The organism is Marinomonas aquiplantarum, assembly GCF_003314975.1.
Classification (GTDB): Bacteria; Pseudomonadota; Gammaproteobacteria; order Pseudomonadales; family Marinomonadaceae; genus Marinomonas; species Marinomonas aquiplantarum.
On sequence record NZ_QNRF01000004.1, the window covers coordinates 1 to 15,684 of the forward strand.

Genomic DNA, 15,684 nt, shown 5'->3' on the forward strand with positions numbered 1-15,684 from the left:
TTTCGGTAAAACGTGACTTCTTCATAGATCGCTCCTGATGCATTGATCATAAAACTCTCTACTTAAAACCCCAATCATTTTTTGGGGGGATTACAGTTGGAATGGCTATCAGTTTTCTACAAACTGGTTTAAACCGATTAAGACATTCGAGAATGGTTCTTTTTTGGCTTATCAAGGCTACTTGGATCATCAATTTGGTATGGATAGTGATTATGTTACCGCCACTGATGGGGGCAACTTTTCAGGGGTTATATTGGCACTCTAAGCAGTACGCTTTGGGTTATGGTATGAAAATCTATAAAGATGTTTATGGCATCAAAGATACATCTGGATTTAAATCCTCAGGTGTCTCTCACTATATTGCTGCGACTTATAAATTTTAAAATTTCTATGCTTTTAAAGCGAGGTTAAGAGAGGCACGAATAAGTTGAATGATGGCAGCCCCTCCTGCCTACTGGACTTCCCTAGGTTAAGCGACAGTAATGCAGGTCAATTTAGAGCGGCGTTGCTGTGGTTAAAGGGAAGTTCAGTGGGCTTATTCGCACCTATTATTCCGGAGTTGTTAGGCTTTTAATGACATGGATTTTGGAATGATATAAATTAAGGTACCTTTCGGCCATTTTGTTAGGTGTATAGTTTTCTACGAATTTCTTAGCATTAATGATTAGATTTTTTCTTTCTTCCCCATTGTTTCTTAAACTTAAGAGAGCATCTTTAAGTTCTGCAGCATCATTTGGTTTAACTAAGATCCCTGTGTTTTTGTGTCTGATAATATCAGGTATGCCTCCGACATTAGATGCAACAATTGGGACCTCTGATTCCATGACATCTAATAAAGTAGAACCTAAACCTTCATTTCTTGATGGAAAAGCAAATATATCTAAAAAAGGTAAAAAGTCACCGATATTATCTTTAAATCCCATCCAAGTGATATTTTTACTCTGCACGGTGAGTTGATGCAGCTCTTCTTTGTCGGCGCCGTCTCCGAAAAAGACAAAGTGTATATCAGGGTCGCTTTGCTCCAAGAGATTTGCCACTTCGATAAGTATTTTTTGACCTTTATGTTTATCGACCAAAGCACCTACATGCCCGATAATGAATTTATCTGTAAATAAATCTTTAAATGCTTTTCCGACGTGAAGAGATCGGTTCAATTGAGCGCTTGAGCTTGGTATGGTATATACATCCCCCCACTTTTTCTCACTAAGGTGTTGTGAGATGAGGTTTGATATACCGACAATAGCGGATGAATTTGAATAGGACTTTATATTGAGCCACTTATTTTTGACCTGTGTGTCCACGCGTCTGGTGATTATGTAAGGCGTTTTGTGGATTATATTATTGAGATATGCCCAATGTACTGCTTTCGCTTCATGAGCATGTACGATATCAAATTTATTAGGGGACAATAAACCTGATATTTGATTGTTGACGTCCTTAAATATTAGGTTTTTTGTTTTATAAAGTCTTTCTCTTAAAGGTGAGCTTTGTCTGCATGCTAAGGTCTGTCTAATTCCCGCCACCTTTGATAGTTCTTTGATCAACAGCTCTGTTTGTCTTTCCCCTCCACGGAAACCTTTTGCAAGGTTTACATGAAGGACGGATAGTTGATTCATGATTTATCTCACCATATATTATTAAAGTCATTTTGTTTAATAACGCTACTGTCTCGTTGATACTCAAGAAGTTTTGCGTATTTTAGATAGCTATTAACTGCAGAGCTTAATGATACAGTAAAACCATCAACCCCTCCTAAGAAACCACGTTGAAAAATATACTTGCGGATGAACGCATTTAGACCATGAGCAAAAGGAGAGAGAGCATTAGCGCGCTTTCCTTTTGCATACATGATTTTTGCGGCTCTACCACTAAAGTTTCTACCGGGTTTGGCAAAAAGCTCACCGATATTACGAAAAGAATAATGGATGATGTCCGCATTAATGTGATTTATTTTATTAGTTTGGACTTTTGCGTGTTGTTTAACGTCAGCAAAGCGAGTCTTTTTGGAATTGTATAGCCTTACGCAACGATCTGGATACCATCCACAATGCTTAATCCATCTACTGCCAATCATATTTTTTCTACGAAAAGAAAAGGCTTCATAAGGTGATTTATCGAAATTGATCTTTTTAATTGAATCGATAGCATCCTGAGTTAGGCGCTCATCGGCATCCAAACTTAAAACCCAAGTGTTTTTAGTGTGTTTTAAAGCGACGTTTTTTTGTATTCCATCACCTAAATATGCTTGATGGACAATTTTGGCGCCTAATGTTTTAGCTATATTAATGGTGTTGTCATGACTTCCCGAGTCAACCACAATAATCTCATCACACACCGTTTGTAAGGATTTTATACAATCTGAAATATTATTTTCTTCATTTAAAGTGATTATATTTCCAGAAATCATAACTGTTTTTTCCTTAATAAATAATGGAACAAGGCGTACTGTGATGTGAACGCTGGGGGAGGCTGATTTCTCGATAGTACGATATTCATTAATTGAATAGGCTCTTATAGATTGTATTTGGATCGATATTAAATTGACAATTAGTATGGCCAAGAGGGCATTCACGTTTAAAACACGGTGAGCAATCTAAATGAAGATTATGGATTGTTTTGTCATCGGTTAACGGTGGAGTGAATAGTTCACTGGTTGAACCATATATCCCGTGAACTTTAGTTCCAACTGCTGCCGCTACATGCATGAGCCCAGAATCATTGCTTATGGCAACTTCGGCTGCATTAAGCAGATCGATGGCATCAACCAGCTGGGTTTTTCCACATAAGTTTATGGCGTATTCGCCAAGCCCTTGAGTAATTTTGCTTCCATCTTGCTTGTCCTTTGGTCCACCTAGTACCCACACTTGGTAACCTTTTGCTATAAGCATTTTTGCAAGCTCATGAAAGTGTGAAATTGGCCACTGTTTCGATGGACCAAACTCAGCGCCAGGCATAAGTGCAACTGCAGGACGTTCAAATAGTGAATGTTTTTCGTATAGCTCTGATTGATTAGTTTTATCAATCATCAGCTTTGGTTGAGGAAGGGAGCTCGGCGGGTAAGCATCTTGATTATTAACTCCCAAAGATACAAAACGTTTTACAGTCTGGTTTAAGATATTTTTATCTAACTTCCTGCGTTCATTGAGCAATATGTATCTTTGCTCACCTTTAAAACCAACCCTGTGAGGGATGTTCGCAAAAAAAGGTACCAAAGCCGATTTCCAAGATCTAGGAATGACAATAGCGGTTCCATAATTCTCATCACGTAACCCTTTGCCAATATTGAAGCGTGTCTTGATTCCCCATTCGCCATGAGTTGTAGGCAATACAATAGCATTTCGGACTTCTGGCATCCTTGCGAGAATTGGTACTGACCAATTAGGGCCAATAACATCAATGATGGCGTCTGGTTCTTGCTGTTTAATGGTTATAAATAAGCTTTGCGCCATAACCATGTCGCCTACCCATGATGGACCTACAATTAAATACTTAGCCATGATTGTCCAGCCAACCCAGATAGTCTTTAACACCGGCTGCTAAGCCTCTAAATGAGCCTGTATACCCTACCTTTCTTAATTTTGTTATGTCTGCTTGGGTAAAGCTTTGATAAGCTCCTTTAAGGTGCTCTGGAAATGGGATGTATTCAATCTCTCCTTTTCCGTAATGATTAATAACGGTTTCGGCAATCGTTCTAAAAGGCTCAGCTTTACCAGTTCCAAGATTAAAAATACCAGACTTGTCAGGATTGTCTAAAAACCAAAGTTTGGTGTTAACAAGGTCTTCAACATAAATGAAATCACGGCTTTGTCCACCTGCTTCATAGCCATCATAAGCACCGAAAAGCTTTGGGTTTTCATTTGCTAATACTTGGTTGCGTAAATGAAATGCCACACTTGCCATGCTACCTTTATGTTGTTCCCTTGGGCCATAAACATTGAAGTAACGAAAGCCTACGATTTGATGTTTTGCAGTTGGTAAAAGAGATCTTACGTACTGATCAAATTGAAATTTTGAATAAGCATACATATTCAATGGTTTCTCATACTGCCTAGCTTCTTCAAAGATAGGGCCTGAGCCATACACAGATGCGGAAGACGCGTATGAAAATGGAATGTTATGTTTTGAGCTAAATGCTAATACTGCTTTGGAATATTGATAGTTAACATCCATCACGTACTTGCCGTCCCATTCAGTAGTTGCTGAACAAGCACCTTCATGGAAAATGGCTGTAACCTCTATGCCTAAGGAATCTTGCTTGATGGCTTCTAAAAAATCATACATATCCATGTAATCAGCAATGTTAAGGTCTGACAAATTAAGGCATTTTTTACCATCTGTTAAGTCGTCCACTAACAATATGTTGGTGATTCCTCGGTTATTTAAGGCTTTGATTATGTTGCTGCCAATAAAGCCAGCACCGCCAGTTACAATAAACATATTCAATCCAATTTGTTATGGGAGTTGTTTGTTTTAAACCATGTTAACACTTCTGTAATGCCCAGAAAAATGTGGTAGCTGGTTGTGCCTGATAGTGGGGATTTTTTCGGAACATTATCTTGGTCAAGGTATTCATTCCAGCCCCCTGTGGTTAGAAAGTAGTTTTGTAGCATGAATTCACAAGCTTGAGTTAGTCTTAACGTTTTCTCTTCCAAACCAATTGGTATCACCGTGATGGCTTTTAGGTATTCGGTAATCGGCCAAATACGCTTTTCTTTATCTGTCGCTATGAGTGTGTTGCCATCAATTTGATTGAATATACCGCCGTTATTATCGATGCCATGCCTTGTGGCGGTTAACCAAAGTTGTTGAGCGAGATCCGTGTATTCTGTGTTGGGTATAATTTGGTTCGCTTTGTATAAGAGCCACACCCATTCAAAATGGTGTCCAGGTTCTACTTGATAGCCCAATTCAGGATGCCATTGCCAGTCATAAGTAAAAAACTCCCTAAGCGTTTTATTTTTCTTATCAAAGAAGTGTTTCTCAGCAAGTGATAAGAGCATCTTAATCATGCTTTTGTATTCATCCTTTTGAGTTGCTTCAAAAGCGGCTATGTAGCCTTCTAACAAGTGCATGTGCGGGTTTTGTCGACGTGTTTGCTCTTTGCTAATTGGAAACTCTTCAAAAATACCACCGTATGAAGAGGTCATTTCTTCAAGCAAAAAATGGTGTGTTTTGGCAATGTATTCAATCGCTCTTTCGTCTCTAGTAGCTTGATAGTAAAAGCTAAAAGACAGTAGGATGAAAGCCAGAGCATAGGCGTCTGAGCTAGTATCCTTTGTGTTCAAATTGTCATCTAATGAAAAGATCCAGCGATCTTCTTTGTAATAATATCCTAAAATAAACTCAAACAATGGTTTGAGTTTATTTTTGAAATTATGTTGATTGTTTATCTGGGGTTCAATAAGGCAAGCATGACTGAAGGTGTAAAGCTGACGACATTGAGTTAGCAAACGAATTCGGCCTACGGGATTGATCGACCAATCCTGATTTAGGCTCTCGTAACTATAGCCTAATGAGTCATCTAAACCATGCTTGGCCCAATTAGGAAGAAGTTTAGAGAAAACAAAAGTTTGGCAGTCCAAAATTGCTGACTTAAGCATGCTGTTAATAGCCTTATTTTATTGATGTTCGTGTGTCCAACTTGCGCAGTGACTATGATAAGATGTTGGCTTTTAAAAATCGATGATTAAATGGCTATGAACTCTTCTTACTTGAATTTTAAGGATAAACACATCCTAGTTGTTGGGGATGTGATGTTGGATAGATATTGGCACGGAGGGACTTCTAGAATATCACCAGAAGCGCCTGTACAAGTAGTAAAAGTCTCTAATGTTGAAGATCGTCCAGGTGGTGCTGCCAACGTTGCGTTAGGCTTAGCTAAACTAGGTGTTCCAGTTACTTTGGTTGGTGTTGTAGGGCAAGATGAAAATGCCGATATTCTTGAGAAATGCCTAGAAGCATCAGGAGTGCAGTGTTGTTTTGTTCGCTCAGAGACGCTTCCAACTATTACCAAATTGAGAGTGATGAGTCGTCATCAGCAGTTAATTCGTTTGGATTTTGAAGAACGTGAAGACAGCTTGTCACAAAACGCAGCATTAGCTGATGTGGTTGAAGACTTATTACCGACAGCGGATGCGGTTATTTTTTCAGATTATGCCAAAGGTTGTCTTGCCGATATTCCACAGTTAATCCAGTTAGCTAATCAGTTTAATGTACCAAGCTTTGTTGATCCCAAAGGGAATGATTTTTCGATTTATCAAGGTGCCACATTGGTTAAACCAAATTTACTCGAGTTTGAGACTATAGTAGGGGCATGCGGTACAACCAAAGAGCTAGAAGCTAAAGCTAAAAAATTAAAAAACGAATTTGGCTGGGATGCGTTGCTTGTTACTCGTGGTGAAGATGGGCTTGTTTTGTTGGATGGGGATAAAGTGCCATTTTATCTTGCGACGGCTGCGAGGGAAGTGTTTGATGTAACCGGAGCAGGGGATACAGTGATTGCGGTGTTAACTGCTATTTATGTGAGTAGTAAGCGATTTGTCGATGCGGTTGAGTATGCGAATCAGGCTGCTGGTTATGTTGTCGGAAAACTTGGAACAGCTTTTATTACCGCAAATCAGCTAGAAACCATTATGTATCAGCGTACCCATTCCCAAAATTTTGGTGTATTAGCGCCGGAAGCGCTTTTGCAACAGATTAAGTTGGCGCAAGTAAATGGCGAAAAAGTAGTGTTTACTAATGGTTGTTTCGATATTTTGCATCCGGGGCATGTTGCATATATGAAACAGGCAAAAGCGCTTGGCGATCGACTGGTTGTTGCTGTAAATACAGATGCTTCTGTGAAGCGCTTAAAAGGTGAGAAACGTCCTATCAATAATTTAGAGCACCGTATGGCGGTGCTTGAGTCTGTTGGTGCAATTGATTGGGTGACTTGGTTTGATGAAGACACTCCAAAAAATATCATTGAGCTTTTATCTCCTGATGTGTTGGTTAAAGGGGGGGATTATTCTATTGAAACAATAGTTGGTTCCGATCATGTATTAGCAAATGGTGGTGAGGTAAAGGTGCTGACATTTTTAGATGGTTATTCAACAACGTCCATAATTGATAAAGCGAATCTTTGAATGCAAAAAGATCAAATGACAGAAGCAAAAAATAATATGGAAAAAGTCTCTGGCTTTAGAACCTACTTGAGACTGCTTGGTTATGTCAAAGCATCATGGGGGTATGTTGCTCTTAGTATAGTTGGTTTTATGCTGTATGCAGGGATGGAGCCTGCTCTTGCTGCTTTGTTGAAGCATATTGTTGATGCGGTTTCTGAAGGAAAAGTGCTTGAGAATAGGACAGTGATCCCTTTAGCAATCCTAGCAATCTTCATTGCTCGTGGTATCGGTACTTTTTTGGGTAGCTACTTTATGGCACAAGTTGCCAATAAAGTCGTGTTTGATCTTAGAACCAGTATGTTTAATAAAATGATCAAAATGCCATCTAGTTACTATCACTCTATTCCAACGGGACGTTTGCTGGCTAAATTGACCTACGATACTGAGCAGGTAATTGGTGCAGTGACCCAAGCAATAAGGGTTGTGCTGAGAGAAGGTTTTACTGTTGTTGGTTTGTTAGGTTACATGATTTACATGAACTGGAAATTGACCTTACTCTTCTTACTTGTGGTTCCTCTTATCGGAGTGATTGTTTCTTATGCATCAAAACGTTTTCGTCGTTTGAGCGCGCGCATTCAAAATGCCATGGGGGGGGTAACGGATGTGGCATCGGAGGCTATAAAAGGCCATGAGGTAGTGAAAATTTTTGGTGGTAGCCAGTATGAAATTGAACGTTTTCGCCAAGCCGCCCAAGAAAATCGCCGCTCACAACTGAAAATGGAAAAAACTCGTTCTCTAAATATTCCGATTGTTCAGTTTATTCTGGCGTTAGCAATGGCGATTTTGATTTGGTTTGCACTAAGTCCGACCATTAGTCAGCACATGACGCCAGGGGATTTTATCGCTTTTTTGACTGCAGCAGGTATGTTGGGTAAACCAATTCGTCAGCTAACGGATGTGAACAGTGTTTTGCAAAAAGGCATTGCCGCTTCGCAAAGCATTTTTGAATTTCTAGATATGTCGGTCGAGCCTGATGATGGCAAGGTTCTCGCACAATCTTTAAAGGGTGATATTGAATGGAAAGACATGTCTTTCTCTTACCCAAATGCGGAAAAACAGGCTCTCAAGAAAATTACGTTATCCTTGCCAGCAGGGAAAACCCTTGCATTGGTTGGTCGTTCTGGGAGTGGTAAGTCGACTATAGCTAACTTAATCCCACGCTTTTATGACTTGGATGAAGGTGAGTTAAACATTGATGGCGTTTCCATTTCAGATTACCAATTAGGTTCTCTAAGAACCAATATTGCTTTGGTGAACCAGCAAGTTGTTTTATTTAATGGCACCATACGTGAAAACATTGCTTACGGACATTTGCGTGATGCCAGTGATGAGCAAGTGATTGAGGCGGCAAAAGCGGCCAATGCGTGGGGCTTCATTCAAGAGTTGGATCAAGGTTTAGAAACCATGGTGGGTGAGAATGGTGTCTTGCTTTCCGGAGGTCAACGCCAGCGGATCGCCATCGCGCGAGCTATTTTGAAAAATGCGCCCATTCTCATCTTGGACGAAGCAACTTCGGCACTGGATACAGAGTCGGAGCGAGCCATTCAAATGGCCTTGGATGGACTGATGGAAAACCGTACAACGATTGCCATTGCTCACAGGCTATCGACCATTGAAAATGCTGATATTATCGCGGTGGTTGACCATGGTGAAATCATCGAGCAGGGATCTCATGCTGAGTTATTAGCGATGAATGGCGCTTATGCTCAGTTACATAACCAGCAATTCAGTGAGGCAGCTGACTGATATGTGGTTGTATCGTATCCTTCTGGCTTTACTGACTCCTATCATTTGCATGAAGGTTCGACGCTTTAAAAAAAATTACCCTGCCTATCGAGCAAAAGAAGCATTTGGTCGTTGGGGGAAGGTGGAAGCGGACTTGTGGATTCATTGTGCTTCCGTCGGAGAGGTGTTGGCCGCACGGCCACTTGTGACGCAGTGGCGAAAAAAATACCCGAATCAAACCTTATTAATAACCACCATGACGCCAACTGGTGCGGCGCAAGCAGCACAAGTGTTTCCATTTGCTCTACATCGTTATTTGCCGATGGATTGGCGTTTGGCAGTGAGACGAGCATTGCGGGATTTAACCTGTTCTCGACTGTTAATCATTGAAACTGAGCTCTGGCCAAATTTGCTGGAACAAGCGAAATCAAACGGTTTACATATTAGTATTGTGAATGCCCGAATGAGTGAACGCTCATATCAGCGTTATCAAAAATTCTCAGCCATTTCTCGTCACCTTTTTACTTTACCTGATCAGTTTTTAGCCCATGCGCAAGCGGATGCTCAGCGTTTTAAAGAACTGGGTGCGAAAAAAGTGTATGTCACTGGTAGCATTAAATTTGATTTGAGTGTGCCTGAGGAAGTGAAGCTGCATCAATGGCGCAATGACTTTGATAAAGCCTTTGTCTGGGTTGCGGCGAGTACTCATCAAGGTGAAGATGAGATTATATTGCAATCACATAAAGCGCTGTTGGAGAAGCAGTCGACAGCATTGCTGATCCTTGTACCGCGACACCCTGAGCGTTTCGAATCTGTACTTGCTTTGGCGCAAGCCTCATTTTCTCGTGTGGGGTTGCGAAGCCAAGTGGCTTTCAATAAGTGGTCTGAATATGATGTGATCATTGGCGACTCAATGGGAGAGCTGATGCAGTATTATCAAACTGCGGATTTGGCTTTCGTTGGTGGCAGTTTGGTGAAGCGAGGTGGACACAATCCAATTGAGCCTGCGTTATTAGCTAAAGCGATCATTGTGGGTCCTTATGTGTTTAATTTTCAAGACATTACAGATCAGCTCCTGTTAGAAAAGGGAGCCTTGCAGTGCCAAGACGAAACGCAATTAACCGAGTTCGTGTTGGCATTAGCGTCACAATCATCACAGCGTTTACGGATCGGCCAGTCGGCGTTGCGTTTTGCCGAAAAAAGCCAAGGCGCTGTGACCAGGGTTTTGAATGAAATAGACTTTCATTAGGGGACTCTTTACAATAATCGCTCATTATCTCATGGGGTGCTTGGTTGATATAAAACCAAAGCTGAGAAGCGAAGGCTCGCTAACCCATTGAACCTGATCCAGATTATGCTGGCGTAGGAATTGAGGTAGCAAGTCTGTTTATCCTATCTTGCCGTTTCACCTATACGCCGCTCACTTATTCTTAGGAGCGACACCTTGAAAAAACTTTCTTTTCGCACTTGTTCTAGTATTGCCTTGGCGACGGTTACGCTGTCTTTTTCAGTACTTTCGTCAGCGGCACAAACACTTAATGTTTATACCTATGACTCCTTTGCATCCGACTGGGGGCCAGGTCCGAAGATCAAAGAAAACTTCGAGAAACAATGTGATTGTGAGGTCAATTTTGTCGCTTTGGATTCCTCCGTTGGTATTCTGTCTCGAGTGCAATTAGAAGGTAACTCTTCATCTGCCGATGTGTTATTAGGTCTGGATTTGAATTTAATGCAAGCCGCTAAAAAGTCAGGCTTGTTGGCTGAACATGGCGTTGATACTTCGGTGGTAAACTTGGAAGGTGGTTGGTCTGATAAAGTCTTCGTGCCTTTTGATCATGGGCATTTTGCGTTTATTTATAATTCGGAAACCCTAGCCAATCCTCCTAAAAGTTTGGCCGAGATTGTTGAAAACCAAGATTTAAGAGTGATTTATCAAGACCCTCGTACTAGTACGCCGGGGTTGGGGCTATTGCTTTGGATGAAATCAGTATACGGTGATAAAGCTGCGTCAGCATGGTCGAAGTTAGCCTCTCATACGGTAACGGTGACTAAGGGCTGGTCTGATGCATACGGTTTGTTTTTGAAAGGTGAGGCGGATTTGGTGTTGAGCTACACTACGTCACCGGCTTATCACATAGTGGCGGAAGGCGAAACCAAATACCAAGCGATTGAAGCGAAAGAAGGTCGTTACCCTCAGGTTGAAGTTGCGGCGATGATGAAATCGGCACCCAATAAAGCCTTAGCGGAGCGTTTCATGTCATTTATTTTAACTTCTGGTTTTCAATCGACAATTGCGACGGGAAATTGGATGTTGCCTGTAATCGATCTAGAGCAGCCTTTGCCTGATGCTTTTGCGTCGGCGATGAAGCCATCGACGAATTTGGTGTTACCTGCTGACCAAGTGGCCGAGCAGCGCAAAGCTTGGGTAAATGAATGGTTGAATGCGACGACGGAATAAGCTGAATTAGTTTGAATCGAGTGATTAGAATAGCAAGCCTGCTTCCCGCGATGCTGGGAGTGGGCTTGTTTGTTTGTATTGGTGCTTTTAGCTTGATGGCTTTATTGCGCTACAGCGATGTGGCTGAGTGGTCGTCCTTTTTGTCTCAGCCTTATTTGTGGCGTCTGATTCGCTTTTCTTTATGGCAAGCTTTATTAAGCAGTTTGCTTAGTCTTGTTATTGCGGTGCCTGTCGCATCCTGCTTATTTCATCGCTCTTTTTGGGGGCGATCTTTTCTATTGCAGTTATTTTCTGTATCTATGGTGGTGCCTAGTATTGTTGCTATTTTGGGGATCGTTGTGGTGTATGGGAGAACGGGTTGGTTAGCACAGATTTCTGGTATTGAGCTTCCATTATATGGTTTGACCGGTATTTTGTTGGCGCACGTATTTTTTAATATGCCATTGGCGGTTAGGTTGCTTTTACAGGCCTATGCTTTGATTCCATCAGGTCAGTGGCGTCAAGCTTACCAATTAGGTTTTGATCGATGGTCTGCTTTCCGTTTTATAGAATGGAGTTACTTACGGAAAGCTTTACCTGGTGCCTTTGTATTGATCTTTATGCTTTGTTTTTCCAGCTTTGCTGTGGTACTCAGCTTAGGAGGTGGTCCTAAGTCGAGCACCCTTGAGGTAGCTATATATCAAGCATTAAGGTTTGACTTTGATTTGAATAAAGCCAGCTTTTTAGCACTATTACAGGTGCTGATTTGTACTGTAATCGCCCTTTTTGTGTACAAGTTAGCGCCTGTTAATCATCAGGACTCAAGTTTGTTAGCGCAATCTCGTTTTCCAATTCGAGACTCTTATGGTGCCAAGGCCTTAGACGTGATCGCATTTCTATGCGTGCTGGTATTTGTATTGCCGCCTTTTATTGCTATTTTTGATCCGATGTTTTCCACTCAATTCCTTCAGACATTAGGCTCCTTGAGGCTTTGGCAGGCGGTTTTAGTGTCGCTCAAGATTGCTTTTCCTGCCGCTTTTATAAGCTTACTGCTGGGGCTGAGTTTTTGTGTGCTGGCACGTTATTGTATGGGAAAGGGAAAGCTCGATATCTGGTCAACTAAGTTAGAGCAAGTAGGTAATCTAATTTTAATGGTTCCTGGTTTGGTCATCGCGACAGGCTTGTTTTTATGGTTGAGAGATTTTGGGCTGAGTTTTTCATCTAGCTATTGGATCGTTGTCTGGGTTAATGCGGTAATGGCTTTACCTTTTGTGTTGCGTTGTATGATGCCCTGTTTTTATCAGCAAGAACGCCGTTTTCGACACCTGTATTCCAGTTTAGGGGTTCAGGCTTGGTCTCGTTGCAAAATAGAATGGCCTTTGGTGCGAAGCGCAGTGGCGCAGGCATTTGCGTTTGCTTTACTACTATCGCTAGGAGATATGGGGGTGATCGCGTTATTTGGGAGTCAAGGCATGGTTTCTTTACCTCTGTATTTGTTTCAATTGATCGGAGCTTATCGTCTAGAAGAAGGGGCCTGTGTTGCCGTGGTGTTGATATTGTTGTGCTTGGGATTATATGTGTTGTTTTCTCGTATTGTTGGGGGGAAGTGGCATGCTCAAGGTTGATTTAAAATACGATTGGGAGCGTTTCCATGCTCATTATCAAGTTCAGATTGATCAAGGTATCACAACGTTACTAGGGGCCAGTGGTGAAGGTAAAAGTACCTTGTTGCACTTGCTGGGCGGCTTTTTGCCAGGTCGTGGTGTATTAGACTTTCAGAGAGAACCTTTGTTGGCTTTGCCTGCCTACAAACGTCCCATTTCGACCTTGTTTCAAAGTGATAATTTATTTCCGCAATTGACGGTTTGGCAGAATGTGGCAATTGGGGTGTCACCGCATCTTCGCTTAAGTGCGGAGCAAGGCGAAAGGGTGGCTTGGGCATTAGAGCAAACACAGTTAGCAGCTAAAGCGAATGCTTATCCTCAGGCATTATCGGGTGGGCAAGCACAACGTGTTGCCATTGCCAGAGTGCTGGTGAGAAAAAAACCAATCCTATTATTAGATGAGCCATTCAGTGCCCTTGATCCAGCGCTCAGAGAGGAAATGCTGTTTTTAGTGAAGCAAGTGACAGAAGACTTTTCGTTAACCACCTTATTGGTTTCTCACTTGCCTAGCGAGGCGTTGCTGGTTGGTGGTCGCGTTATTCTGATAGAGCAAGGTCGAGTGGTTGCTCATGAAGCGGCGGATGTTTTGGATAGTGCGCAAACACCCATCGCATTTACGCAGTATTTGGGGGAGTCGAAAAGCTCGACAAGCTAGATGGATTAAGTTACATATGGCTTAATAATCTAGTGAATTGAAGTGGGCGCTTAGTCTTAATGGATGATAGAGAGTTAATTAAAAAGGGTATTTTGGCGACGATTGCTTATGCCTTTGTCATGTCTTTAACCGCCCTAGCGGCTAAGCAAGCGCAAACCACTATTGCTGTATCAACATTGGTTTTTTGGCAAAGCCTTTTTTGTGTCTTTATTCTTTTGCCGCAAATGCGTGGTCGCTGGCAAAAGCGTCCTTGGTCTGTCTGGCGGATTCATTTATTACGCAGTTTTGGTGGCTTTATTGGCTTTCTGTTTTATTACTGGGCGCTGAATCACATTCCACTCGTTGAGGCGTCTTTATTACGAACTTGTGCGCCTTTGTGTGTGCCTTTTATCGTATTGGCAATGCATGGTATTCGTATTCCTAAAGCCAGATGGTTACCTTTATTGATCGGCTTTGCTGGTGTGGCGTTCGTCATTCAGCCAACTCCAAATCATTTAAACCCTTGGCATCTGGTTGGGTTTGTGTCTGCAATCGGTTTGGCCTTGTCTATGGTGACGACGCGCATGTTGTCTCATCAGGTATCTGGTCAAGAAACCTTATTCGTGTATTTTGCGGTTTCTTGTCTGTTGTCCATTCCCTTGATGCTTTGGCAGGGTGGCGGGGTAGCGGTGCCAATGGATGTTTGGCCTCTTGTTGGGGCGGTCGTGATAACACTCTATGTTGGCATGTTTTTGTATAACAAGGCTTATACGTATGCTCCCGCCAGTATCGTTTCGCCCGTTAGTTATATTGGTGTGGCCTTTAGTGGTTTTTGGGGGCTCGTGATTTGGCATCATGTACCCGATATATACGCCATTATGGGCGTGGTACTGATTTTTCTGAGTATCTTAATCAGTACCAGAATCGCACGAAATAGAGGTTAGGGAAGGTGCGAACAAGTCCTCTTGTCTCGGCAATTGCTCCTGCATTGCCCTAATAACCTACCTCCATGTAGGCATCAGCATGCGGATAAAAGCCTGTTATTCTAGGCGAGTGCCGAATGTGAATAGCAGGCCTATTCTCGAGGTGCTCAACAAAGCATACAGTCTTTTAGACCTTGCCCTTCGGGTCTTAGTAGACTTATTCGTACCTTTCTTAGTTTGTTGTGCTTTGTGGCAACCGTTTTCTATTGTTTAAAACGGTTGCCACAAATATGCCTGTGAAAATCAATAATATGCCTACGTAATGAAAGCTAAACAATCGCTCACCTAGAAAGATCACTGATAGACTGATACTGAAGACGGGGAGTAAATGGATAAAGTGTCCTGCTGTTGCGGCACCGAGTTTTTGAATACCAATGTTCCAGCACAAGAATGCGCCAATCGAAGCAAAAATTCCCATGTATACAATGCTGCCCCAGTTGGCGTGAGTGAGTTCACTCAGTGCGGTTTCACCAAAAAGCAAAAAGAGTGGAGCCTGAATGCTGGTGCCAATAAGAGCGGTACAGGTAAAGAAACCAATCAATGACATGTCTTTTGGACGACGAATTATCATCACGGAGTAAATAGCCCAACTAACGGCCGCTGTTAAGATCCATAGGTCACCTTTTGATATGGTGAGATGTAAGAAGGTGTCTAAACTGCCTCGGCTAACAATGATGATGGCACCTACGGTTGAGATGATGATGCCTGTATTTTGTCGCCAGTTTGTTGTGTTGCCTAATAAAATTCGAGCTGTGATTAGGATCATCACTGGCATGATGGAGTTCAATAAAACGGCATTGGTGACGGTTGTCGATGTTAAACCGACATACAAGAATAAGTTGTAATTACAGATGCCTAGCCAACCAAAAAGCAGGAGTAAAGGCCAGTGCTGACGGATAATGTGTCTTTCTTGGTAAAGCTTTTTATAGGCAAAAGGCAGGAGGATCAGACAGGCTAAACTCCAGCGCAAAAATGAAATGGTATAAGGATCAATGCCTGTTGATACTGTCATGCGGCCTAAGACGTAGTTACCGGACCAAAAAAATATGGGCAGTAGCAAAAAAACAAATGCTGGCAT

Annotated in this window: 15 protein-coding genes and 1 riboswitch; of the genes, 9 read left to right on the plus strand and 6 right to left on the minus strand. The window is 42.0% G+C overall.

The genetic code is table 11. The features are described from left to right. Positions 1 to 136 precede the first annotated feature (136 nt). Together DFP76_RS18380 and DFP76_RS18205 are read left to right on the plus strand one after the other, a co-directional pair. On the plus strand, positions 137 to 265 hold the full coding sequence (locus DFP76_RS18380; RefSeq protein ID WP_425451756.1) for a hypothetical protein: 129 nt from the start codon (positions 137 to 139) through the stop codon (positions 263 to 265). Beyond that, complete coding sequence (locus DFP76_RS18205; protein ID WP_220150990.1) at positions 213 to 383, plus strand: outer membrane protein OmpK; 171 nt, start codon at positions 213 to 215, stop codon at positions 381 to 383. The genes DFP76_RS18380 and DFP76_RS18205 overlap by 53 nt, the downstream gene beginning before the upstream one ends. A gap of 165 nt (positions 384 to 548) precedes the next feature. Here DFP76_RS18205 and DFP76_RS08140 read toward each other — a convergent pair whose 3' ends face one another. From DFP76_RS08140 to DFP76_RS08160, 5 genes are all read right to left on the minus strand, one after another. Then, a complete protein-coding gene (locus DFP76_RS08140; protein WP_113874158.1) occupies positions 549 to 1,616 on the minus strand; it encodes a glycosyltransferase family 4 protein in 1,068 nt (355 codons plus the stop codon). A gap of 8 nt (positions 1,617 to 1,624) precedes the next feature. Continuing rightward, positions 1,625 to 2,407 (minus strand): glycosyltransferase family 2 protein, encoded by a 783-nt coding sequence (locus DFP76_RS08145; RefSeq protein WP_113874159.1) that lies wholly within the window; start codon positions 2,405 to 2,407, stop codon positions 1,625 to 1,627. An 88-nt stretch (positions 2,408 to 2,495) separates the two neighbouring features. Then, entirely contained in the window at positions 2,496 to 3,497 is a 1,002-nt protein-coding gene (gene waaF / locus DFP76_RS08150) for a lipopolysaccharide heptosyltransferase II (RefSeq protein ID WP_113874160.1), read from the minus strand. Beyond that, entirely contained in the window at positions 3,490 to 4,437 is a 948-nt protein-coding gene (rfaD, locus tag DFP76_RS08155) for an ADP-glyceromanno-heptose 6-epimerase (RefSeq protein ID WP_113874161.1), read from the minus strand. The genes waaF and rfaD overlap by 8 nt, the downstream gene beginning before the upstream one ends. A 2-nt stretch (positions 4,438 to 4,439) precedes the next feature. Then, positions 4,440 to 5,600 carry an AGE family epimerase/isomerase gene (locus DFP76_RS08160; RefSeq protein ID WP_113874162.1) on the minus strand — a complete coding sequence of 387 codons (1,161 nt, stop codon included), beginning with the start codon at positions 5,598 to 5,600 and terminating at the stop codon, positions 4,440 to 4,442. A 96-nt stretch (positions 5,601 to 5,696) separates the two neighbouring features. Between DFP76_RS08160 and hldE the strand changes: the two genes are divergently transcribed. The 7 genes from hldE to DFP76_RS08195 all read left to right on the plus strand — a co-directional run bounded on the left by hldE (position 5,697) and on the right by DFP76_RS08195 (position 14,567). Then, a complete protein-coding gene (gene hldE, locus DFP76_RS08165) occupies positions 5,697 to 7,124 on the plus strand; it encodes a bifunctional D-glycero-beta-D-manno-heptose-7-phosphate kinase/D-glycero-beta-D-manno-heptose 1-phosphate adenylyltransferase HldE (protein ID WP_113874497.1) in 1,428 nt (475 codons plus the stop codon). Beyond that, positions 7,125 to 8,909 carry a lipid A export permease/ATP-binding protein MsbA gene (msbA, locus tag DFP76_RS08170; RefSeq protein ID WP_113874163.1) on the plus strand — a complete coding sequence of 595 codons (1,785 nt, stop codon included), beginning with the start codon at positions 7,125 to 7,127 and terminating at the stop codon, positions 8,907 to 8,909. Position 8,910: 1 nt separating this feature from the next. Next, entirely contained in the window at positions 8,911 to 10,137 is a 1,227-nt protein-coding gene (locus tag DFP76_RS08175) for a 3-deoxy-D-manno-octulosonic acid transferase (protein ID WP_113874164.1), read from the plus strand. A gap of 22 nt (positions 10,138 to 10,159) precedes the next feature. Next, a riboswitch (TPP riboswitch) is annotated at positions 10,160 to 10,275 on the plus strand. A 57-nt stretch (positions 10,276 to 10,332) separates the two neighbouring features. Next, positions 10,333 to 11,346 carry a thiamine ABC transporter substrate binding subunit gene (gene thiB, locus DFP76_RS08180; protein WP_113874165.1) on the plus strand — a complete coding sequence of 338 codons (1,014 nt, stop codon included), beginning with the start codon at positions 10,333 to 10,335 and terminating at the stop codon, positions 11,344 to 11,346. A gap of 20 nt (positions 11,347 to 11,366) precedes the next feature. Then, the gene (gene thiP / locus DFP76_RS08185; protein ID WP_245931913.1) at positions 11,367 to 12,950 is read left to right on the plus strand and encodes a thiamine/thiamine pyrophosphate ABC transporter permease; all 1,584 of its coding nucleotides are present in this window, start codon (positions 11,367 to 11,369) and stop codon (positions 12,948 to 12,950) included. Further along, entirely contained in the window at positions 12,937 to 13,644 is a 708-nt protein-coding gene (locus DFP76_RS08190) for a thiamine ABC transporter ATP-binding protein (protein WP_113874167.1), read from the plus strand. Before thiP ends, DFP76_RS08190 begins: the two co-directional genes overlap by 14 nt. Positions 13,645 to 13,703: 59 nt before the next feature. Next, the gene (locus tag DFP76_RS08195) at positions 13,704 to 14,567 is read left to right on the plus strand and encodes a DMT family transporter (protein ID WP_113874168.1); all 864 of its coding nucleotides are present in this window, start codon (positions 13,704 to 13,706) and stop codon (positions 14,565 to 14,567) included. A gap of 211 nt (positions 14,568 to 14,778) precedes the next feature. Here DFP76_RS08195 and DFP76_RS08200 read toward each other — a convergent pair whose 3' ends face one another. Next, positions 14,779 to 15,684, minus strand: coding sequence for a DMT family transporter (locus tag DFP76_RS08200; protein WP_113874169.1), 906 nt, complete (start codon positions 15,682 to 15,684; stop codon positions 14,779 to 14,781).